This window comes from Curtobacterium sp. MCBA15_016 (assembly GCF_001865105.1).
GTDB lineage: Bacteria > Actinomycetota > Actinomycetes > Actinomycetales > Microbacteriaceae > Curtobacterium.
Map to the genome: position 1 here is coordinate 30,105 of NZ_MJGR01000020.1, position 22,361 is coordinate 52,465.

At 72.4% G+C, this 22,361-nt stretch carries 20 protein-coding genes and 1 tRNA gene; 17 read left to right on the plus strand and 4 right to left on the minus strand.

All coding sequences use genetic code 11. The annotated features are described in order from the left end of the window. Window positions 1-76: 76 nt before the first annotated feature. Window positions 77-340 (minus strand): DUF4031 domain-containing protein, encoded by a 264-nt coding sequence (locus tag BIV03_RS08770; RefSeq protein ID WP_229085138.1) that lies wholly within the window; start codon window positions 338-340, stop codon window positions 77-79. A gap of 188 nt (window positions 341-528) precedes the next feature. Here BIV03_RS08770 and rplU point away from each other — a divergent pair, with 188 nt between their 5' ends. From rplU to BIV03_RS08845, 15 genes are all read left to right on the plus strand, one after another. Continuing rightward, entirely contained in the window at window positions 529-837 is a 309-nt protein-coding gene (gene rplU, locus BIV03_RS08775) for a 50S ribosomal protein L21 (protein ID WP_022905369.1), read from the plus strand. A gap of 14 nt (window positions 838-851) precedes the next feature. After that, complete coding sequence (gene rpmA / locus BIV03_RS08780; protein ID WP_070416551.1) at window positions 852-1,103, plus strand: 50S ribosomal protein L27; 252 nt, start codon at window positions 852-854, stop codon at window positions 1,101-1,103. An 86-nt stretch (window positions 1,104-1,189) separates the two neighbouring features. After that, entirely contained in the window at window positions 1,190-2,731 is a 1,542-nt protein-coding gene (gene obgE, locus BIV03_RS08785) for a GTPase ObgE (protein WP_071295400.1), read from the plus strand. A 7-nt stretch (window positions 2,732-2,738) separates the two neighbouring features. Next, window positions 2,739-3,557: a glutamate 5-kinase gene (gene proB, locus BIV03_RS08790; protein ID WP_083403307.1), complete on the plus strand. Its 819-nt coding sequence runs from the start codon at window positions 2,739-2,741 to the stop codon at window positions 3,555-3,557. A 324-nt stretch (window positions 3,558-3,881) separates the two neighbouring features. Next, complete coding sequence (locus BIV03_RS08795) at window positions 3,882-5,147, plus strand: glutamate-5-semialdehyde dehydrogenase (RefSeq protein ID WP_071295401.1); 1,266 nt, start codon at window positions 3,882-3,884, stop codon at window positions 5,145-5,147. A 42-nt stretch (window positions 5,148-5,189) separates the two neighbouring features. Continuing rightward, on the plus strand, window positions 5,190-5,390 hold the full coding sequence (locus BIV03_RS08800; protein ID WP_070416548.1) for a hypothetical protein: 201 nt from the start codon (window positions 5,190-5,192) through the stop codon (window positions 5,388-5,390). Between the two features lie 11 nt (window positions 5,391-5,401). Beyond that, on the plus strand, window positions 5,402-6,001 hold the full coding sequence (gene nadD / locus BIV03_RS08805; protein ID WP_022907294.1) for a nicotinate-nucleotide adenylyltransferase: 600 nt from the start codon (window positions 5,402-5,404) through the stop codon (window positions 5,999-6,001). Then, window positions 5,998-7,482 (plus strand): hypothetical protein, encoded by a 1,485-nt coding sequence (locus BIV03_RS08810; protein ID WP_071295402.1) that lies wholly within the window; start codon window positions 5,998-6,000, stop codon window positions 7,480-7,482. Before nadD ends, BIV03_RS08810 begins: the two co-directional genes overlap by 4 nt. Before the next feature lie 106 nt (window positions 7,483-7,588). Then, window positions 7,589-7,963: a ribosome silencing factor gene (gene rsfS, locus BIV03_RS08815; protein WP_070416546.1), complete on the plus strand. Its 375-nt coding sequence runs from the start codon at window positions 7,589-7,591 to the stop codon at window positions 7,961-7,963. A gap of 118 nt (window positions 7,964-8,081) precedes the next feature. After that, window positions 8,082-8,157: transfer RNA gene (locus BIV03_RS08820), tRNA-Ala, on the plus strand. Window positions 8,158-8,253: 96 nt separating this feature from the next. After that, window positions 8,254-9,177 carry an aldose 1-epimerase family protein gene (locus BIV03_RS08825; protein ID WP_071295403.1) on the plus strand — a complete coding sequence of 308 codons (924 nt, stop codon included), beginning with the start codon at window positions 8,254-8,256 and terminating at the stop codon, window positions 9,175-9,177. Continuing rightward, on the plus strand, window positions 9,156-10,685 hold the full coding sequence (locus BIV03_RS19115) for an anthranilate synthase component I family protein (protein WP_071295404.1): 1,530 nt from the start codon (window positions 9,156-9,158) through the stop codon (window positions 10,683-10,685). The genes BIV03_RS08825 and BIV03_RS19115 overlap by 22 nt, the downstream gene beginning before the upstream one ends. A gap of 132 nt (window positions 10,686-10,817) precedes the next feature. Beyond that, window positions 10,818-11,642, plus strand: a complete 825-nt coding sequence (locus BIV03_RS08835; RefSeq protein WP_175473611.1) for a hypothetical protein — start codon at window positions 10,818-10,820, stop codon at window positions 11,640-11,642. Between the two features lie 101 nt (window positions 11,643-11,743). Continuing rightward, entirely contained in the window at window positions 11,744-13,372 is a 1,629-nt protein-coding gene (locus BIV03_RS08840) for a DNA polymerase Y family protein (RefSeq protein WP_139199161.1), read from the plus strand. A 22-nt stretch (window positions 13,373-13,394) separates the two neighbouring features. Continuing rightward, complete coding sequence (locus tag BIV03_RS08845) at window positions 13,395-16,859, plus strand: error-prone DNA polymerase (RefSeq protein WP_071295405.1); 3,465 nt, start codon at window positions 13,395-13,397, stop codon at window positions 16,857-16,859. An 8-nt stretch (window positions 16,860-16,867) separates the two neighbouring features. Here BIV03_RS08845 and BIV03_RS08850 read toward each other — a convergent pair whose 3' ends face one another. Beyond that, the gene (locus BIV03_RS08850; RefSeq protein WP_083403309.1) at window positions 16,868-18,352 is read right to left on the minus strand and encodes a cell wall metabolism sensor histidine kinase WalK; all 1,485 of its coding nucleotides are present in this window, start codon (window positions 18,350-18,352) and stop codon (window positions 16,868-16,870) included. Continuing rightward, the gene (locus BIV03_RS08855) at window positions 18,349-19,026 is read right to left on the minus strand and encodes a response regulator transcription factor (protein WP_070416542.1); all 678 of its coding nucleotides are present in this window, start codon (window positions 19,024-19,026) and stop codon (window positions 18,349-18,351) included. The genes BIV03_RS08850 and BIV03_RS08855 overlap by 4 nt, the downstream gene beginning before the upstream one ends. Window positions 19,027-19,242: 216 nt before the next feature. Here BIV03_RS08855 and BIV03_RS08860 point away from each other — a divergent pair, with 216 nt between their 5' ends. Next, complete coding sequence (locus BIV03_RS08860) at window positions 19,243-19,542, plus strand: hypothetical protein (protein ID WP_139199160.1); 300 nt, start codon at window positions 19,243-19,245, stop codon at window positions 19,540-19,542. A gap of 88 nt (window positions 19,543-19,630) precedes the next feature. On the opposite strand, the gene BIV03_RS08865 is transcribed toward BIV03_RS08860, so the two are convergent. Beyond that, on the minus strand, window positions 19,631-20,725 hold the full coding sequence (locus BIV03_RS08865) for an aromatic acid exporter family protein (RefSeq protein WP_071295495.1): 1,095 nt from the start codon (window positions 20,723-20,725) through the stop codon (window positions 19,631-19,633). 80 nt (window positions 20,726-20,805) lie between these two features. Here BIV03_RS08865 and BIV03_RS08870 point away from each other — a divergent pair, with 80 nt between their 5' ends. After that, a complete protein-coding gene (locus BIV03_RS08870; protein ID WP_071295406.1) occupies window positions 20,806-22,050 on the plus strand; it encodes an aminoglycoside phosphotransferase family protein in 1,245 nt (414 codons plus the stop codon). Window positions 22,051-22,361 lie beyond the last annotated feature (311 nt).

The window sequence follows — 22,361 nt, forward strand, 5'->3', positions numbered from 1 at the left end:
GGTGCCGGGCAGGGCGCGAGGGTGCGACCGCCGCACCCAGCACGGAACCTCGCACCGTGCGTGGGCGGCCGCGCGCTCAGAACGTGTGCTTGTCCCGCTGGGCGACCCGCAGCCCGCTGCCGATCAGGCGCAGGACCAGCTCCCGCCCGGTGACCGCCGTGGCCCCCGCGGCGACGAGTTCCTCGTAGCGCGACAGCGGCACGTCGTAGTGGTCGTGGTCGAACGCACGGCGTGGGATACCGACGCGTCCAGCGAACTCGTGCAGCTCGTCGTATGATGTGTCACTGACGAGGTGCGACCACAGAGTGTCGTGTGCGGGCCACGTCGGCGGGTCGATCATCACGGTCACACGGCAATCGTACGTGTGTCGCCGTTTGACCGGACCTGGGGGCATCGAGTATTCTCGATCCCTGGTGTCAGCGGGCCGTTCTGCCTGCGTCGCCGATCGGGCCCGGCCCTCCGGGAACCGCTCGTGCAGAAGTGGGCACCCGAGACTTCCCTCAAGCAGAGTTACGTAAGGATTTCCACGTGGTTTACGCAGTAGTGCGCGCCGGCGGCCGTCAGGAGAAGGTCGAGGTCGGCACGATCATCACGATCGACCGTGCCAAGGCCGACGACAAGGGCAACATCGACCTCGCCCCGGTGCTCCTCGTGGACGGTGACAAGATCACGTCGGCGGCTTCCGAGCTCGCCAACGTGACGGTCACCGCCGAGGTGCTCGAGGACCTCCGCGGTCCGAAGGTCGTCATCCAGAAGTTCAAGAACAAGACCGGGTACAAGAAGCGTCAGGGTTTCCGCGCTGAGCTCACCCGCGTCAAGATCACCTCGATCGCGTAAGGCGGGAGTAGAAGATGGCACACAAGAAGGGTGCGAGCTCCACTCGCAACGGTCGTGACTCGAACGCACAGCGCCTCGGCGTGAAGCGCTTCGGTGGCGAGGTCGTCAACGCCGGTGAGATCATCCTCCGCCAGCGCGGTACCCACTTCCACCCGGGCGCCAACGTCGGCCGCGGTGGCGACGACACGCTGTTCGCCCTCTCGGCCGGTGCGGTCGAGTTCGGCACCAAGGGCGGCCGCAAGGTCGTCAACATCGTCAACGCGTAAGCAGTTCGACGATCTGACTCTGCGGGAGGGGCGGGCCACGTGCCCGCCCCTCCCGTTCTTTCGTTGCAACACCAAGGAGTGGACCCATGGCGACCTTCGTCGACCGCGTGACCCTGCACCTCACCGCGGGGAACGGCGGCAACGGCTGCGTGTCGGTCCGCCGTGAGAAGTTCAAGCCGCTGGCCGGCCCGGACGGCGGCAACGGCGGTGACGGTGGCGACATCGTCCTCGTCGCCGACCCCCAGGTGACGACCCTGCTCGGCTACCACCGCTCGCCGCACCGTTCCTCCAAGAACGGGCAGCCCGGCATGGGCGACATGCGGAGCGGCATCAGCGGTGAGACGCTCGAGCTCCCGCTGCCGATCGGCACCGTCGTGTACGACGAGAACGGCGACGTCCTCGCGGACATGACCGAGCCGGGCATGCGCGTCGTCATCGCCCCCGGCGGTCAGGGCGGTCTCGGCAACGCCGCGCTCTCGACCACGAAGCGCAAGGCCCCGGGTTTCGCGCTGCTCGGCACCGAGGGCTGGGCCGGTGACGTCAGCCTCGAGCTGAAGACCATCGCCGACGTCGCCCTCGTCGGGTTCCCGAGCGCCGGCAAGTCCTCGCTCATCGCCGCGGTCTCCGCCGCGAAGCCGAAGATCGCCGACTACCCGTTCACGACCCTCACGCCGAACCTCGGCGTCGTCGAGTCCGGGTCCACCCGCTTCACCGTCGCCGACGTCCCCGGTCTGATCGAGGGCGCGTCGGAGGGCAAGGGCCTCGGCCTCGAGTTCCTCCGTCACGTCGAGCGCTGCGAGGCACTCCTGCACGTGATCGACTGCGCCACGCTCGACCCCGGCCGTGACCCGATCAGCGACCTCGACGTCATCCTCGGCGAGCTCGAGCGCTACCCGGTCCCCGAGGGGCAGGTGCCGCTGCTCGAGCGCCCGCAGATGATCGCGCTCAACAAGGTCGACGTGCCCGAGGCCGAAGAACTCGCCGCCTTCGTGCGCGACGAGCTCGAGGGCCGTGGCTACCGCGTCTTCCCGATCTCGACCGCGTCCCGCAAGGGCCTGCGCGAGCTGACGTTCGCGCTGGCCGACGTCGTGGAGCAGGCCCGCGCCTCCCGTGCGGCCGAGCCGGTGGCCGAGCGCATCGTCCTCCGCCCCAAGGCGGTCGACGACAAGCCCTTCACCATCCGCGCCGAAGGCGGCGAGGAACACCGCTTCTACCGCATCCGCGGTGCGAAGCCGGAGCGCTGGGTGCAGCAGACCGACTTCACGAACGAAGAGGCGATCGGCTACCTCGCCGACCGCCTGGCGAAGCTCGGCGTCGAGGACGGCCTGTTCAAGGCCGGAGCCGTCGCCGGGTCCACCGTCGTCATCGGTGGCGACGGCGGCACGATCTTCGACTGGGAGCCCACGCTCACCTCGACCGCGGAGCTCATCACGAGCGCCCGCGGTACCGACGCCCGGATCGGCGCGACCTCGCGTCCGACCCGCAACGAGCGTCGCGAGGAGTACTTCGAGCGCATGGACGCCAAGGCCGCGGCGCGTGCCGAGCTCGAGCAGGAGCGCATCGCCGGGCTGTGGGCGGAGGACGGAGACCTGTCTCCCGCCGAAGCCGACCGGGACGACAGGGACTGACCACGGCATGACCGACACGACCGCACGCACCGACCTCGGACCCGTCACCCGGCGCGAGGACATCCCGCGTGCCAAGCGGATCGTGGTCAAGGTCGGGTCGTCGTCGGTCAGCGGTGACAACACCGGGCAGATCGCTCCGCTCGTGGACGCCATCGCGGCAGCGCACGCCCGGGGGACCGAGGTCGTCCTCGTGTCCTCCGGCGCCATCGCCACCGGGTTCCCGTTCCTCGGGCTCGAGGGCCGCCCCGACGACCTCGCCACCCAGCAGGCGGCCGCCGCGACCGGGCAGAACGTCCTGATGTTCCGGTACCAGAAGGAACTCGACCGGCACGCGGTCGTCGCGGCGCAGATCCTCCTGACCGCGGGGGACCTGCAGAACCCGACGCACCGGGTGAACGCGCAGCGGGCCATCGACCGGCTGCTCGCACTGCGGGTGCTGCCGATCGTGAACGAGAACGACACCGTGGCCACGCACGAGATCCGCTTCGGGGACAACGACCGGCTCGCGGCGCTCGTGGCCCGGCTGCTCGGGGCCGATGCACTCGTGCTGCTGTCCGACGTGGAGTCGCTCTACACGCGGCCCCCGGAGCAGCCCGGTGCGGAGCCGATCACGCACGTGCCGTTCGGCGACGAGCTCGCCGGGGTCACGTTCGGGTCGATCGGTGGCGCGGGCGTGGGGACCGGGGGAGCGGGGACGAAGGTCGCTGCCGCCCGGCTCGCGGCCGAGGCCGGCACGGCGGTGCTCGTGACGGCGACGGCGCTCGTGGAGCGGGCGTTGGCGGGGGAGCAGGTCGGGACCTGGTTCGAGGCGGCGGCGCGGGGCTGACGGGCTCGGTTCCGGTTCGTTCGGTACGGTTCGTTCGGTACGGTTCGGTTCGGTTCGGTTCGGGAGGCGCGGGTCGGCTTCGACGCGCCGCTCACGTCCGCCGAGGGGGCATTGTTCGTCACTCTCGGCGTCTCCGAGCGACGGATTCCGCGACCTCGGCGGCACGCCTGCGGCGTGTCGTGCCCGCTCGCGGGGCGCGCGGACCGAGGGGTGAGGACGCTGCGGGCGTGTGCTGACTCCTCCACAGGAGCCGCGCCTCCAGGGCCCTCCACAGGTGAGCCGGACCGCCGTCATGTGGCGGACCCCCGCGCCTAGAATCGAGCCATGTCGCTGACCGCATCCGCCCCGACCCTGACCGACAAGCTCGTCGCTGCGCGCGACGCGGCGTCGGTCCTCGCCACGGCGACGACCGCGGTGAAGGACGCGGCGCTCCTCGCGATCGCGGCGGGCGTGCGACAGGCGACGGACGAGATCGTCGCGGCCAACCACGAGGACCTCTTGGCGGGCGAGGAGAGCGGGCTCTCGTCCGGGCTCCTCGACCGGCTACGGCTCGATCCCGTCCGCATCGACGCCCTCGCCGCCGCGGTCGAGCACGTCGTCGGCCTCACCGACCCGGTCGGGCAGCACGTCCGCGGGTCGCGGTTGCCGAACGGGCTGCAGCTCTCCCAGGTGCGGGTGCCGTTCGGGGTCGTCGGCGCGATCTACGAAGCGCGGCCGAACGTCACGGTCGACATCGCCAGCCTCGCGCTGAAGAGCGGCAACGCGGTCGTGCTCCGGGGCGGCTCGGCGGCGCAGCACACCAACGCGGTGCTCGTCGCCCGGATCCAGGACGCCGTCGCCTCGGCTGGGTTGCCGCGCGAACTCGTGCAGACGATCGACGAGTTCGGGCGTGCCGGCGCGACCGACCTGATGCGGGCACGCGGGCTCGTCGACGTGCTCATCCCGCGGGGCAGCGCGTCACTGATCCAGACCGTCGTGACCGAGTCGCAGGTGCCCGTGATCGAGACGGGTGCCGGGGTCATCCACGTCTTCCTCGACGAGTCGGCCCCGCTCGACCGGTCGATCGACATCGTCCTGAACAGCAAGGTGCAGCGGCCCAGCGTGTGCAACGCGCTCGAGACGCTCCTCGTGCACGAGCGGGCGGCCGACCGGCTCCTGCCCGCGCTGGCCGACCGGCTGCGGGCCGCCGGCGTCACGCTCCGCGGTGACGACGCCACGCGGGTGCTCGTGCCCGGTGTGCTCCGGGCGACGGACGACGACTGGGCGACCGAGTCGATGGACCTCGACCTGTCCGTCCGGGTGGTGCCCGACGTCGATGCGGCGATGGCGCACATCGCGCGCTGGTCGACGCACCACACCGAGTCGATCGTCACGAACGACGTCGACACGGCCGAGCGCTTCCTGGCCGAGGTCGACTCCGCGGTCGTGATGGCGAACGCCTCGACGCGGTTCACCGACGGCGGGGAGTTCGGGTTCGGTGCCGAGGTGGGGATCTCCACGCAGAAGCTGCACGCTCGTGGGCCGATGGGGCTGCCCGAGCTGACGAGCACCAAATGGATCGTGCGCGGGCAGGGACAGATCCGCGGCTAGACTGAACGGCGAATTCCCCCGACCGAACGGAGCATCGGATCAATGACCTTCCTCGCAGAAGCCGCTGAGCACGCCTCGGGGGTCCCCGCGTACGTGTTCCCGCTCGTCGGTGCCCTCTTCTTCGCGTTCCTCGGGTTCGTGACCTGGAGCTTCCGCGACGTGGCCTACCGCCACTCGCACAAGTTCGAGGCCACGCGCACCCACGAGACGGGTGTCGACGAGTTCGGTCGCGCCGAGCACTGACCCGCGACTCCATGCTCGAGAGCACGGGGCGGCCTCGCATCGGCGTGATGGGTGGCACGTTCGACCCGATCCACAACGGCCACCTCGTGGCAGCGTCCGAAGTGGCGCGCGCGTTCGACCTCGACGAAGTGGTCTTCGTCCCCACGGGGCAGCCGTACATGAAGTCCGGTGTGACCGACGCCGAGCACCGCTACCTCATGACCGTCGTCGCCACGGCGTCGAACCCGATGTTCACCGTGAGCCGCGTGGACATCGACCGCCCGGGCCCGACCTACACGGTCGACACGCTGAAGGACCTGCACGAGCAGCGACCCGACGCGCAGCTGGTCTTCATCTCCGGCGCAGACGCCGTCCAGCAGATTGTCGACTGGAAGGACCATGATGGCCTCTGGGACCTCGCGCACTTCGTCGCTGTGACACGTCCGGGACACGCCTTGAGCATCACGGGTCTGCCCGAACGAGACGTAAGCTTGCTCGAAGTTCCCGCGCTGGCAATATCGTCGACCGACTGCCGCGACCGGGTGAGACGTGGTTTCCCCGTGTGGTACTTGGTCCCCGACGGTGTCGTCCAGTACATCTCCAAGCACCATCTGTATCGGAGCGTTGCATGAGTTCGTCCGACGCGCAGCCGCCTCTGTCGCGGCGCCAGGCGCGCGAGCGGGAGCGTGCCGCCGCGGGCGGTGCGCAGCCCGTGACGCCGCCCCCGACCGTCGCCGCCCCGGCCGAGCAGCCGGAAGTGCGCCACCGTCCCGGCAGCCACGTCGCTCCCGCCCCTGGCGCACCCGCACAGTCCGCCGTGCCGTCGTCGGCCTCGTCGCCGTCGTCCGCCGGCTCCGGTGTGCCGTCGATGCCCCCGGCCTCGGCGACCGAGATCGTCCCCGGCTCGGGCGGGCTCACCCGTCGGCAGATCCGGCAGCTGCGTGCGGCCGAGGGGCAGGCGATCCAGCCCGTCCCGCTGCAGAACCCGACCCCGCAGTCGTCCGACCGCACCGTCGAGGACGTCCTCGGTTCGGTCGACGCGCTGCACGGTGGACCGGAGCGCCCTGGCACGCCGGACGCGACGGGCACGCCGGACGCGACGGGCACGTCGACTGCCGAGCCCGAGCCGCTCGCGCAGGAGTCCTCCGTCGACCCCGAGCCCTCGGCCGAGACGGTCGTGCTCGACCAGGCAGCCGTGGCGCAGGCGACCGAGGCGGACGGATCGCCCGACGCGATCGAGCCCCTCGAGGAAGCCGCCGCCCACAGCGAAGAGCCGCGTCGCCACCGTTCGACCTGGGCCCCGCCCGAGGCCACCGAGCCGTCCGACACCGAAGCCGACTCGGACACGCCGGGCACGCCGGACGCTCCGGACACGCTGGGCACCCCGGACGTCCCTGCCACGGCGCAGCGCACCCCGATCCAGTCCTCCACCCCGGCGGTGTTCCCGCTCTCGCTGGACGAGGACGACACGAACGAGGTCCCGGTCCAGAACGCCGCCCAGCCCGCGCGTGCTGCCTCGGCACCCACGTCGAGTGGCGCGCCGTCGTCCGCCGGTGACACCGATGGCGACGCCGATGCTCCCCGGGTGCCGGCCTCGTTCCAGCGTCCGGCCGAGCCGAAGCCCCTCACGACCGCGTTCGAGCCGCCCGTCGGCCACTGGTCGCAGCAGGCGCACGACTCGAACGACGCCGAGGTCCACGACGAGGAGACCGGCACGCGCCGCGTCGCCGTGACCAACACGAACGCGATCATCCTGCCGAACTCGGCCCTCGCAGACCCGACGGGTGCGCTGAACGCCACGGGCGAGGTCATCCTCACCGGCTCGATCGACCTGCCGGCGTCGCTGTCCTCGACCGGGTCGCACCGGCCGATCGACGGTGCCGAGGTCGACCGACTGCTCGAGCAGCACGACGAACAGCCAGACACGGACGCCAGCCCGGTCCGTGCCAGCCGTGCGGTGTCGAGCCACACCTCGACGCGGCAGGTCGTCCTCGCGGCGGCCAAGCCGAAGGAGTCGCGGATGCCGGTCGTCCTCGCCGTGACCATCGGCTCGGTCGGTGTCGCGGCGGCCGCCGTCATCATCGTCTCGCTCCTCGTCACCCACACGTTCTGAGCTCTCCCCACCGCGCACGGCCTGGCCGTGTGTCGGTGGGTGGCTTATGATCGTGACCCATCAAGCGATCCGGCAGCCTGCCAGGTCGACCGACCGGAAGGAATCCGTGACCGCCTCCTCACGCGCAGTGGAACTCGTGCAGATCGCCGCCCAGGCGGCCGACGCCAAGCAGGCCGAGGACCTCGTCGCCCTCGACGTGACCGGGCCGCTGCAGCTCACCGACGTGTTCCTGCTCGCGACCGGCCGGAACGAGCGCAACGTGCTCGCCATCGCGGACGAGATCGAAGAGCGCCTCCTCGAAGCCGGGGCCAAGCCGCTCCGTCGTGAAGGCCGGAGCGAGGGCCGCTGGGTCCTCATCGACTTCGGCGACATCGTCGTGCACGTCTTCCACGAAGAAGACCGCCAGTACTACTCGCTCGAGCGTCTCTGGTCGGACTGCCCGACCATCCCGCTCGAGCTCCCGGTGGACCACACCGCGTAGCTGCGACGCGCCCGGGTGGCGGCGACGATTTCGTCACCCGGCGTTCGCATGGTGTACGCTTCTATGGTGCCTCCGGGGAATGGGGGCACACTGAAGTCGGTGGGAACACCAACACTTCGGGTCTGTGGCGCAGCTGGTAGCGCACCTGCATGGCATGCAGGGGGTCAGGGGTTCGAGTCCCCTCAGATCCACCATCACCCCCGCGGTTCTCCGGAACCGCGGGGGTCTTCTCGTTCCGGGGACGCGCGCCCGAGGCGATCCGGCTCCCGCGTCCCCAGTACGCTGAGCGCATGAGCAGCGACGCACCCCTGTCCGGTTCCGCCCTGACGATCACCGCCGGCGGCTACACGGCCGAGATCGCCTCGGTGGGGGCGACACTGCGGACGTTCCGGTTCGAGGGACGCGACCTGGTCGTGCCGTTCGACGCCGACGAGGTCCGCCCGGCCTTCCGCGGAGCCGTCCTGGCGCCGTGGCCGAACCGGGTCGTCGACGGGAAGTACACGTTCGGCGGCACCGAGCACGAGCTCGCGCTGACCGAGCCAGCACGTCAGCACGCCCTGCACGGGCTGGTCGCCTGGACCGACTTCCGGATCGTCGCCCACGAACCGGACCGCGCGGTCCTCGGCACGACGGTGCCTGCACAGGCCGGCTACCCGTTCCGCGTCGAGGTGCTCGTCGAGTACCGCGTCGACGGCGAGGGGCTGCACACGACGATCACCGGCACGAACACCGGTGCCGACGCGGCACCGTGGGGGACCGGTCCGCACCCGTACCTCGTCGCTGGCGAGGGTCGTGTCGACGACTGGACCCTGACGCTGCCCGCGGCCGAGGTGCTCGAGGTAACCGAGGACCGCCTCGTCCCGACGGGCCTCGCGCCGGTGCACGACGAGTTCGATCTGCGCTCCGCGACGCGCATCGGCGACCGGTTCATCGACCACGCCTTCACCGGGTTCGACCGCGACGCCGACGGCACCGCGACGATCGTCCTCACCGCCGCCGACGGCCGCGGTGTCCGTGCCTCGTTCGGCCCGGAGTGCGGGTGGGCGCAGGTGCACACCGCCGACCACGTCGTGCCGGAGTACCACCGTGCGGGTCTCGCGGTCGAGCCGATGACCTGTGCGCCGGACGCCTTCAACGCCGGGTCCGACGCCGGACTCGTCGTGCTCGAGCCCGGGTCTTCGTCGGCGGCCTCGTGGACGATCGCGGCGGTCTGACGGCAGCACCCGCGTCCGCCCGGATCGAGGTCCGGCGGCTGCCGTCGACTCCCGACCTCGGCGCCCTCGCCGCCGCGTCCGGCGCCGACGTGGTCTGGCTCGACTCCTCGCTGCCGGCCGGTTCGCCCCCGACCGCGCGCGCCCGTGCCCGGTGGTCGGTCCTGGCGCTGACGGACGGCCCGTTCGCAGCGCGGTTCCGGCACGAGACGCGACGGGCGTTCGTCGAGACGACCCCGGCGTCCCGACCGTGGTTCGGGGACGTCGCGACCGCCGAGGGATCGGACCGACCCGCCTTCGCGGTCCTCACCGAGTTGCTCGCGCGCACCCCGGTGCTGCCGGAACCGGTTGCGGGCTGCGGCTTCGCGCTCGGCTGGGTCGGGTTCCTCGGCTACGAGCTCGGTCGCGAGTCGGGCGGCGTCGACCGGACGGCCGAGGGGCACGCGGACGCGGACCTGCGGTTCGTCGACCGCGCGGTGGTCGTCGACGCCGCCGGTGACGCCTGGGCACTCGCCCTGGCGAGCGATGCGGAACCCGAGGCCAGCGCGCGGAACCGCGCATGGCTGGAGACGGTGACCGCCCCGGTCACGCGGGTCGACGTCGACGACGTGGCCCCGTTCCTCCCGGGCCCTGCTCCGGCGACCGGGCGCGTCACGCGCGTCGCCTACGAGACGGCGGTGGACGCGTGCCGCGCGGAGATCCGTGCGGGCAACGCGTTCCAGGTGTGCCTCACGACCGCCTTCGCGGTGCCGCCGGTCCAGGAGGCGCGGCGGGGCCCCGCCACGGACCCCCACCTGACCGAGTACCTGCGGTTGCGCGCGGCGGACCCCGTCCCGTTCGGTGCGTACCTGCGGCTCGGCCCGCTGCGCGTGGCGAGCCGGTCTCCTGAGCGGTTCCTGCGGATCGATGCGTCCGGGACGGTGTCCGCGGAGCCGATCAAGGGAACCCGACGGCGCTCCGACGACCCTGTGGAGGACGAAGCGGTCCGCGCCGGACTCGCCGTGAGCGCGAAGGACCGAGCCGAGAACGTCATGATCGTCGACCTGCTCCGGAACGACCTGCTCCGGACGGCGGTACCGGGGTCGGTGCACGTCGACCGGCTCTGCGACGTCGAGACGTACGCGAGCGTGCACCAGATGGTGTCGACGATCGGTGCGGTCCTGCCCGCGGGGACGTCGCGGGCAGCCGTGGTGCACGCCGCGTTCCCGCCGGGGTCGATGACCGGCGCTCCGAAGATCAGTGCCATGGGGATCGCGGATCGGCTCGAGGACGGGCCTCGCGGGCTGTACTCGGGTGCGATCGGGTACTTCTCGGCCAGCGGCGCGGTCGACCTGTCGGTGGTGATCCGCACACTGGTGACGGTCATCGACGACCGGGGCACGGTGCGGTCGCGGTCGTTCGGTGCCGGCGGCGCGGTGACGTGGTCGTCGGTCGCCGCAGACGAGGCGGACGAGGTCGAGACGAAGACGCGCTCGGTGCTCGCCGGTGTGGGGGCCGTCGCCCGCTGGTGACGGCGGATCGTCGGGCGGCGGTGCCGGATCACTCCTCCACAGGGCGCTGATCCACCGCTCACACGGCGTGTCGAACGCGTGTTCGAAGCAACTGTCCACAGGATGTCAGACCCGATTGACATCATCGAACACATGTTCGAATATGAGGGCATGCAGACGGCGGCGGCACTCCGATCGCCCGGGGCTCACCCAGAGCCGACCGGGCGGCCCGGTCCTGCCCGGCCGGTGCGGCGGGTCGACCACCTCGGTGACGCCCGCGCCGCACTCGAACGGATCACCTCGCTGCGGTCGCGTGTGGCCGAGATGGAGTCCACCCGGGTCGACACCGAGGGGCTGCCCACGGCCGAGGCGCTCGCACCGCTCCTGCCGGGTGGCGCGATCCGCGTGGGCGGGTCCTACTCGGTGCACGAGTCGGTGCTCCTCGCGATGACGATGCTGCAGGCAGCCTCGGCCGCCGGTGCCTGGTGCGCGGTGGTGGGGGTGCCGTCCTTCGGGGTCGAGGCAGCGGCCGCGGCCGGCATCGACCTCGAACGGCTCGTGCTCGTGCCGGACCCGGGCGACCAGTGGCTCACCGTGACGGCCGCGCTGGCGGACGTCGCCCAGATCGTCCTCACCCGTCCGCTCGGTCGGGTGGTGCCCGGCGACGTCTCCCGGCTGTCGGCACGGCTGCGTCAGCGTGGTGGGGCGCTCGTCGCGCTCGGGTCCTGGCCCGGGGCCGACGTCTCGCTGCGGGTGACCCGGTCCGAGTGGAGCGGCATCGGGGACGGGCACGGCTTCCTGACGGAACGACGGGTCACGGTGTCGGCGTCCGGTCGTGCCGGAGCGGGCCGACCGGTGGACGCCGACCTGCTGCTGCCCGCGGCGGACGGCACGGTCCGGGCCGCCGTCCCCACCGCTGCGGCGTCCGGCCCCGGCCGGACGACACCCGTGCTGCGTCCCGTGGCGGTGGCGTCGTGAGCCCCCGGGGCGGCGGCCGGACCCGGACGACCGGGTCCCGGGTCACCGGTGCCCTCGCCGGACGCGGACGCGGGCCCGGGGCAGGCGCGGGTGCGGCGGGCGTGCCCGATGCGCGGTCGATCCGAGCCGACGCACTCGCCCGCGGTGGGGCGCTGCCCGAGCCCCCGCCGACCCGGACGATCGTGCTGTGGTGCCCGGACTGGCCGGTGATCGCGGCCGCTCGCGCTGCCGGGTCGCCGCCGGACCACCCGTTCGCCCTCGTGGTGAAGGGCCAGGTGTACGCCAGTTCCGCCAGTGCTCGGCAGCACGGCGTGGTCCGTGGGCTCCGCGTGCGCGAGGCACAGGCGCGCTGCCCCGAGCTCGTCGTGCAGCCCTACGACGACGCGCTCGACCACCGGGCGTTCGAACCGGTCATCCGCGCGGTCGAGGCGGCGGTCCCCGGTGTCGAGGTGCTCCGCCCGGGCACCCTCGCGCTGCGGTCCCGCGGGCCGGCCCGGTACTACGGCGGAGAACGAGCCGCCGCGGCGACCCTCGCCGGCATCGCTGCCGACCACGGCGCTCCCGGGGTGCGCGCCGGCGTCGCGGACACCCCGTTCGCCGCCGAACAGGCCGCACGGGCTCGCCCGGCACGTCCGGGGGAGCGGGTGCGGATCGTGCCCGTCGACGGCTCGGCGCCGTTCCTGGCCGGGCTGCCGCTCGGCGTGCTCGGCGACGCCGACCTCGCGATGCTGCTCGGGCGCCTCGGCATCCAGACCCTCGGCGAGTTCGCCGCGCTGGCCGACGAACAGGTGCGCGACCGGTTCGGACTCGCCGGGGCGTTCCTGCACCGGCTCGCCGGCGGTCGTGACCCGCGAGAGGTCGCGGCGCGCGCGGTCCCGCCCGAACTCCGGGTCGAGGCGTCGTTCGAACCCCCGCTCGACCGTGCCGACCAGATCGCCTTCGCGTTCCGTCGCTCCGCCGACGACTTCGCCGCACGCCTGCGGGCAGCCGGACTCGTCGCCACCACGATCCGGGTCGGCATCGTCGACGAGCGGGACATCCTGCTCGAGCGCACGTGGGTGCACCCGCGGTGGTTCGACGCCGCCGACGTGGTGGACCGGGTGCGCTGGCAGCTCGCCGGCGGGGTGGACCCGACCGGTCTCGAGGCGCCGGTCGTCCAGGTGGTGCTCGAGCCCGTCGCGGTCGACGACATGGCGAACCACGAACGCGGGCTCTGGGGGACCGGACCGGACGAACGCGTGCACCACGGTCTCGCCCGCGTGCAGGGACTGGTCGGGCACGACGGGGTGGTCACGCCACGGATCGGCGGCGGGCGCACCCTGGCCGAACGCGTGGTGCTCGTGCCGTGGGGCGACGCTCCCGTCGGTGGCGAGCGTGCGCTGGCGACCGTCCGCGACCGCCCGTGGCCCGGCAAGCTTCCCGGTCCGCCGCCGGCGACCGTGCTCGACCGTCCGCGCCCGGTGGACGTCGTCACCGGCGACGGCGGCACCGTCGACGTCGACGACCGCGGCGTCCTCACCGGGGTCCCGGAACGGTTCCGTGCCGAGGGGGAGCGTGGTGGCCGGTTCGACGCCGTGACCGCGTGGGCCGGACCGTGGCCGCTCGTCGTGCGCTGGTGGGAGGCCGGCGGACGCCGACTCCACCGGTTGCAGCTCGTCGACGCCGACGGACGTGCGTGGTACCTCGTGCTCGCCGACCACCGGTGGTGGGCCGAGGCGGTGGCGACGTGACCGCCCGGACGGGGGAACACTGATGGGGTACAGCAACCCGCCGATCCCGTGGTCCCAGTTCGAACGTGCGCTGTCCGACAAGCGGAGCCCCGGCAGCACGCACGACGGCGACGGCGGGGACAGCCCCGCGTGGTCCCGCAAGCGCGAGCCCTACGCGCCGACGACCCCGCCGGTGGCCGACGACACGAACGTGCCGGTCGTGCCGTACGCCGAGCTGCACGCGCACTCGACGTTCAGCTTCCTCGACGGCGCGAGCGGCCCGGAACAGCTCTTCGAAGAGGCCGCTCGGTTGCACCTGCACGGGCTCGCCCTCACCGACCACGACGGTTTCTACGGTGCCGCGCGCATGGCCGAGGTGGCCGAGGCATACCCGACCGTCGCCACGGTGTACGGCACCGAGCTGTCCCTCGGGTTGACCGAACCGCAGAACGGCGTACCCGACCCCGAGGGCACGCACCTGCTCCTGCTGGCGGACGGGCAGGACGGGTACCACCGGCTCGCCGGTGCCGTCACCCGGGCGCACCTGGCCGCCGGCGCCGAGAAGGGACGACCCCGGTACGACCTCGACGACCTCGCAGCACGATCGGACGGGCACTGGCGCGTCCTGACCGGGTGCCGCAAGGGGGCCGTCCGGCAGGCGCTCGAGCGCGGGGGCGAGTCCGCGGCCGAGGACGCCCTGCGCGCCCTGCTCGACCGGTTCGGCACGGCGGGGGTCGTCGTCGAGCTCACCGACCACGGCGACCCGATGGACACCGCGCGGAACGACGTCCTGGCCGCCCTCGCCGCGAAGCACGCGCTGCCCACGGTGGCCACGGGCAACGTGCACTACGCCACCCCGGACCGCTTCCCGGTGGCGACGGCGCTCGCCGCGGTCCGGGCCCGCCGCAGTCTCGACGAGATCGACGGCTGGCTGCCGGCCGCACCGACGGCCCACCTCCGCTCGGGGGCGGAGATGACCCGGCGGTTCGCCCGCTACCCCGGGGCGATCGAGCACAGCGTCGAACTCGCCGACGAGCTCGGGTTCCGGCTGAAGACGGTCAAGCCCGGGTTGCCCGACATCGACGTCCCCGACGGGCACACCACGATGTCCTGGCTGCGGGAACTCACCTGGCGCGGCGCCCGCCGGTTCTACCCCGGCAGCGCGGACGGTGTCGACCCGCAGAAGCGCGAGCGCATCGAGCGCGAGCTCTCGGTGATCGAGGACAAGGACTTCCCCGGCTACTTCCTCATCGTGCGGGACATGGTGCAGTACGCCCGTGAGCGCGGCATCCTCTGCCAGGGCCGCGGCTCGGCGGCGAACTCGGCGGTCTGCTACCTGCTCGAGATCACCGCGGTCGACTCGATCCGCTACGGGCTGCCGTTCGAGCGTTTCCTGTCGGCCATGCGCGACGAGGAACCCGACATCGACGTCGACTTCGACTCCGACCGGCGTGAAGAGGTCATCCAGTACGTCTACGAGAAGTACGGCCGGTTCAACGCCGCACAGGTCGCGAACGTCATCACCTACCGGCCGAAGGGCGCCGTGCGGGACATGGCGAAGGCGCTCGGCCACAGCCCCGGGCAGCAGGACGCCTGGTCGAAGCAGGTCGAACGCTGGGGCTCGGTGACCGAGAGCCAAGACCACGACATCCCGGACACCGTGGTCGACATGGCGCAGCAGGTGCTCGGGTTCCCCCGGCACCTCGGCATCCACTCCGGCGGCATGGTCCTCACCGACCGGCCCGTGGGCGAGGTCGTGCCGATCGAGCACGCCCGCATGGACGGCCGGACGGTGCTGCAGTGGGACAAGGACGACTGCGCCTACATGGGGCTCGTGAAGTTCGACATGCTCGGGCTCGGCATGCTCGCCGCGCTGCAGTACTCGTTCGACCTCGCCGACGAGCACTGCGGGGAGCGGTGGGACATGCACTCCATCCCGAAGGAGGAACAGGGCGTCTACGACCAGCTGTGCCGCGCGGACACCATCGGGGTGTTCCAAGTGGAGTCCCGAGCGCAGATGGGGACGCTGCCCCGACTGCTGCCGCGGCGCTTCTACGACCTCGTGATCGAGGTCGCCCTGGTGCGCCCCGGGCCGATCCAGGGCGGCGCGGTCCACCCGTACATCCGGCGGCGCACGGGCGAAGAGCCGATCACGTACATCCACCCGTCGCTCGAACCCGTGCTCGAGCGGACCCTCGGCGTCCCGCTCTTCCAGGAACAACTGATGCAGATGGCGATCGCGGTGGGCGGGTGCTCGGGGGACGACGCCGACCTGCTCCGGCGTGCGATGGGGTCGAAGCGCGGGCACGAGAAGATCGACCGGCTGCGCGAGAAGCTCTACGCCGGGATGGCTGCGAACGACATCCACGGCGAGGACGCCGACGCCATCTACGCCAAGATCCAGGCGTTCGCGAACTTCGGCTTCGCGGAGAGCCACTCCATCAGCTTCGCGCTCATCGTCTACGCGAGCGCGTGGATGCGACTGCACTACCCCGGAGCCTTCCTCGCCGCGCTGCTCCGTGCGCAGCCGATGGGGTTCTACTCACCCCAGACCCTGGTGGCCGACGCCCGTCGGCACGGGGTCACCGTCCTGCGACCGGACATCCTGCGCTCCGGCGTGGACGCCACGTTGGAGCCGCTGCACGACGACGCCGCCGACGACGACGCCGACGGTGGTCCAGGAGGCGCGGCGCACGTCCACGCGACGGGTCACGACGACTGCCTGGCCGAGGAACAACCCCCGGTGCTGCCGTTCGACAAGGCCACGCCCGACGACACGGCGCGGCACCGGCGGGACGGCGCCTTCGCGGTCCGTCTCGGGCTGGCCGAGGTCTCCTCGCTCGGCCGGAAGAGCGCCGAGAAGATCGTCGCCGAGCGGGACGCCCACGGTCCCTTCACCGACATGTCCGACCTCGCTCGCCGTGTCGGCCTGACCACGGCGCAGCTCGAGGCGCTCGCCGCCGCCGACGCCTTCGCGTCGATCGGGGTCGACCGGCGCGGTGGGATGTGGTCGGCAGCACAGGCCGCGGCCGAGCGTCCCGACCAGCTGCCCGACACCCAGGTGACGGTGCAGCCGCCGCTGTTCGGGCAGATGACCAGCGGTGACGTCCTCATCGCGGACATGTGGTCGACGGGGATGACGACGGACGACCATCCCGTGCGGCACGTCCGTGGCGGCCTCGTGGCCCGCGGGGTGCTCAGCGTCCAGGACACCGCGACGGCCGAGACCGGACGGCGGGTCGAGGTCGGAGGGATCGTGACGCACCGGCAGCGTCCGGCGACGGCGTCCGGCATCACGTTCATGAACGTCGAGGACGAGACCGGGTTGGTGAACGTGATCTGCAGCGTCGGGGTGTGGGGGCGGTACCGACGGGTCGCGCGCGAGGCGCCGGCCGTGATCGTGCGGGGGATCCTCGAGCGGTCGCCGGACGGGGTCGTGAACCTGGTGGCCGACCGGATCGAACACCTGTCCCTGTCGGTCCGCACCCGGTCGAGGGACTTCCAGTGACCGACCGGCTACCGCACCTCGGGGATGCGGATCGTGACCTCGAGCCCGCCGGACCGCACGTTCCGGAGCGACGCCGTCCCGCCCGCACGCTCCGCCACGGCCCGCACGATCGCGAGCCCGAGTCCGGAACCACCCGGCAGGGGGATCGTGCCGGTCGCGGGGTCGGGGTTCGGGCGGGACTTCCGGGCCTCGTCGGGACGGGTGAACCGGTCGAAGGCGACGGGGATGAACGACTCCGGCACGCCGGGGCCGTCGTCCGTGATCTGCAGGATCCCCTCGCCGCCGGCACTGCGCCACGAGACGAAGACGCCGCCGCCGCGGGGGAGTGCCGACACCGCGTTGCCGGCGATGTTCGTGACGAGCTGCGCCATGCCACCGGTGTCGAGTCGGTACCGCGGTTCCACGGTGCCGCCGCCGATGCCCGGGCCGGAACCCCCGACGGCGACCGGGGACTCCAGGTCGAAGTCGACGGTGATGTCCTTGGCGGACGCGATGAGCCGGACGCGGTCGACGGCACTCATGACCTCGTCGCCGAGGTCCGACCAGCCCGTGGGCTGCTGCTCGGCACCGTCCTGTTCGCGGCGCTCGGACTCCTCGATGCGGGACAGCGCGAGCAGGTCGTTCGCCAGGCGGGACAGCCGCGCGACGCTGAGCTTCGCGCGCTCGATGTGGGCGGCGAGGGCGGCCGCGTCGTCCCCGTCGAGGGACGCCAGGTCGAGCTGGGTCGTCAGGATCGCGAGGGGCGTGCGGAGTTCGTGGCTCGCGTCCGAGACCATCTGGCGCTCGCGTTCGGTGGCCTGGCGCGTGCGGGCGAGGAAGGCGTTGAGGGTCGTCGCCAGCGAGGCGAGTTCGTCCTGGGCAGGACCGACCGGCAGTTCGGCGCGTTCGGGGGCGACGGAGAGGCGCTCGGCCTCGCGGCGCATCCGGTTCACCGGGCGCAGGGCGGCGGTCGCGAGCACCCACGAGGCGATGCCGAACGCGACCAGGATCGCGAGGCCGGTGAGCGACAGCGTCGAGGTCAGGTCGTCGACGACGATCGCCTCGGCCTGCGAGTTGCGGGCCGCCACGACCGTCCACCGACCCGCCTGGTTGACGGGGTGCTCGACGACGACGCGGTACTCCGAGCCGGCGACCCGGATGAGGGACGTCCCGGCCTTCGTCTCGGTGAGGCTGCCGAGCGCGCGCTCGACGCGGGGCGGCATGGTCGACAGGGCGATGTCACCGGACGGCGAGACCACGGCCACGAGCTGCGCGTTGCCCGGCGGGGACAGGTCGGGATCGCTGTCGACCTCGAGCGTGGCCACGTACGGGTCGGCGTCCGCGTCGAGCAGCGTGCGCGTGGCACTCGCGACGACGCTGACGACCTGGAACCGCATGACGAGCACGAGCAGCACGATGACCACCGCCGCGATCGCCGTGGACCCGATGGTGATCCGAGCGCGGAGCGACAGGTTCCGCAGCGGACGGATCAGGCCACGCCCGGAACCGGTCACGCTCCGAGCAGATCGAGCCGGTAGCCGCGGCCGCGCACGGTGGAGATCGCGACCGTCGCCTCGTGCGAGGTCAGCTTCTTGCGGAGGTACGAGATGTACTGCTCGACGACGTTCGGGTCGACGTGCTGCGAGCCGTCCCAGACCTCTTCGAGGATCTTCGGGCGGTCGACCACGGTGCCCACCGACCGTGCGAGCAGCCGGAGGAGCGCGAACTCGGTGGGGCTCACGGCGACCCGCTGGCCCTTGATCAGGATGCGACGGGCCTCGGAGTCGATCGCGACGTCGCCCACCTCGATGGTGCGCGGGGCGCCGGCGGACTCGCGACGACCGAGGGCACGGAGCCGAGCGGTGAGCTCGGCGAAGGCGAACGGCTTCGTGAGGTAGTCGTCGGCGCCGGCGTCGAGGCCGAACACGCGGTCGTCCACGGCGTCCCGCGCGGTCACGAGGAGGATCCGGACCGGGTCCTCGCGCTCGCGGATGCGGCGGGCGAGCTCGAAGCCGGACATGCCGGGCATCATGACGTCCACGACGGCCAGGTCGAACGCCTGGTCGCCGAGCGCGATCAGCGCCTCGACCCCGTTCTCGACCGCGGTGACGCGGTACCCCTCTGCCGCGAGCCCACGTTCCATGAGCGCGCGCATCTCGTCATCGTCCTCGACCACCAACAGGCGCATAGCGACCTCCTCGACCCCATCGTGGCATCGAACCTGTACATGCGGGAGATCCCACGGCTGAACTCGCTGAATCTCGTCACAGTCACGGCGGTCGGACAGGTAGAACGGTCTGTCCCCCGTTCGTGGGACGTGAGGACTGCTTGCTTCGTTGCTATGCTCGCGCACCGGAAGCGGCGTACCCGACGTCACATCCGCAGTGGGGGCACCATGAACGACATGCCGGAACACCCGGCCCTCGTCCGTCTGCGTGCCGAGCTCGACGCCGCTTGGAAGGGCATCGGCGTGCTCGGTGACATGGAGGACGACAGCCGCGACCGTGTGGTCGCCGAGCTCCGGGCGGCGGTCCCGGACATCGCGAGCGTCGCTGCTCGTGCCGCGGGGGCCGATGCCGTCGTGGCCGAGATCAGCCGATTCGCGAGCGTCGAGGTCGTCTCGAGCGACTCGACCGTGCCGACGGCGACGATCTGGGACGACATCGTGCACTCCGCGGCCGAGGCAGCGTCCGCCGCACGCTGACGCGCCACGTGCCGGTGAGCAAGGCGGTGCCGGCCGCACGCTGACGCGCCACGAGCGCGCACGCGCACGCGCCCGCCCACGTTCCGCGTCAGTCGTCCTCGCCGAGCAGCTCCTCGCGCACGCGCCGGATGTCCTCGAGCAGCGCCCCGATCAGGATCCAGTGCCGCGAGTTCGGCTGGATCACCTCGAGCGGCGCCGTGAGTGCCGGCTCCGCGACGTCCTCGTCGTGCTGCGGCGACGTCGGCACCGACCACCGGGGCCGAGGGGACGCGGCGGTCGACACGGGCACCTCCTTCGCGGCGACCCGGGCACTGAGCGCCCGGACGTCGGCCGCGATCCGGGCGACCTCGGTGGCGATGCTCCCGACGACGGGGTCGGCCCGGAGGTCGGGCGCCGTGTTGTCCTGGATCGCCCGGGTCATGCCGGTGACCCGGGTGACGAGCACACGCAGGTGTTCGGCCACGACGATGTCCTCGTCGAGGACGGTCCGGTGCCGGCCGCCGCGCGGGTTCATCGTGAGGGACTCCCGGGCCGCGGTGAGCGACGCCTCGGCGCGGGCGTGCTGCTGCCGGAGCGCCCGGGCCTGCAGGAGCGCCTCGTGCCAGCGGTCCTGGTCCCACCCCTCGGTGAGCCCGATCGCCACCCGCTCGAACGCGGCGGCGGTGTCCCGGGCGAGCCGTGCGACCGCGAGGTGCGCCGGACCGAGCAGCACCGGCGGCACGATGAGCGCGTTCACGATGAGGGCGACGATCGCTCCGAGGACGGTCTCGAGGATCCGGTCGGCCGAGTAGTTCGGCGTGACGACGCCCGCGGTCAGCACGAGCATGCCGCTGATGCCGACCTGCGTCGCCGAGGTCGGGGTGAGCCGCAGGGCCCACGCGATGAGGATGGCGAGCACGATGACCAGCAGCACGACCCACACGGTGTCGCCGAGCAGCAGGTGGAACCCGGTGGCGAGCACGACCCCGAGGACGACCCCGGCGCTGCGCTCGAGTCCCTTCACGAACGACTGGTTGATGCTCGGCTGCACCACGAGCAGCGCGGCGATCGCGGCAAAGGTCGGGAACGGGCCGTCGATGAGCACCCGGCACAGCAGCACGGCGGCGACCACCGCGACCGCGGTCTTGACGACCTGCAGGAACGGCGTGCGACTGGAGCTGCGGAGACGCGCGACCGGGTTCACGACGACCACCGTAGCCACGGTGCGCGCGCCGAGCCGTGCACGAACGCGACGAATCCCGCCCCGTCCGGTTGACTGGTCTCGTGTGGCCCAACCATGAGCGCGTCATCCCGCAGGCCTTCGCCGGCTCCGGGACCTCCGTGGTGGCCGCACGCGCGCACTCGGTCGAACCCTCGGGCAACGGCTACCTGTACGGCTACGAGGTCGACACCGTGGACCGCAACGGCCAGCGCGCCACGGTCCTGACCTACGTCGACACCGGCGGGACCCACGACCAGAACAGCGCGATCGTCACCGACCCCGCGACGGGTGAGCCGGTCTCGGTGTGGGCGTACCCGAACGACCCCGGGCTGCCGGTGCTGCCCCAGGTGACGTACCGCGACGCCGTCGCCGAGCTCCTCACGACGCTCGGCATGCCGGTCACCGACCCGACCCTCACGGTCGCGGCGTACCGACCGGGCAAGCGTGCCGTGGTGCGGGTCGACGCCGCCGAGGGGACCCTCTTCCTCAAGGTCGTGCGTCCGCACCGGGTGGCCCCGATCGAGAAGTCGCACGAGCAGTTCGTCGCCGCCGGACTGCCGGTGCCGCGGGTGCTCTCGAGCCGTGGGGACGGTCTGCTCGTCCTCGAACGCATCCGCGGGGTCCCCGCCGGCAGCCGCATCCTCGAGATCGCGGACGACCCGCGCTTCGTGGCCTCCCTCGCCGCGCTCACCGGGCGGATCGCGACGGTCCCGATGACGCAGCAGGCCCGCGCCGACGCGATGGACCACGCCGACTGGCACCGCCGCACCCTCGTCGCCGCGCTGCCGCAGGACGCCGAGGAGATCGACGCGCTCTACGACGCCATCGGTCGACGCTCGATCGGCTGGGCGACCGCGACGAAGCAGGTCGTGCACGGCGACCTGCACCTCGAGCAGGTCTTCGTCGACGAGGACGAGCCGTGGCGCATCTCCGGCCTGCTCGACATCGACACGGCGGGCTGGGGCTACCCGGTCCGCGACATCGGTGCCGTGGTGGCGCACCTCGTCGTCACGGGGCTGTGGCACCGGTCGCGCGGCGACGCGGAGCGCGGGGCGGCCGCCGAACGCCTCGCCGACGCCGTCGCGCGGGACTGGATCGCGCGCAACCCCGACCAGTCGGACCGGATCGGCCCGGCGATCGGCGCGCAACTGCTCGCGCACGCCGGCGGCCAGGCCACGACCGGTTCCGCGAACGGCATCCACACGGCGGAGCAGCTGCTGGCGGCGACGCAGGCGGCCCTCGCGGAGGCGACGCCGATCGTCCCGTCCGACGGCCTCCTCCGTCCGCGCTCCGCACCACAGGCCTGACGCGACCACCTGCGCGACGCCGGTCGCGGGACGGGTCCGCACCGCGCCTCCTGGACCCGACAGCAGGCGGATCCAGGAGGCGCGACTCGCGCGGGCGTCGTCGAGTCGCCTCCGTCGGTGGTCGGGGAGTAAACTGAGCGCGCACGCACCGCGTTCCCGCGTGCCGCGTCGATTCCGGACGCAGCAGTCGGTCACTTGACCGACGTGGGAACCGGGTCCGTGATCGCTCCGAGGGGGCATCACGTGCGTGTGACGGCGCCGGATCCCGGCGCGGACCGTCGCATCCGGCCCCACCCGGTGGCCGCGATGGG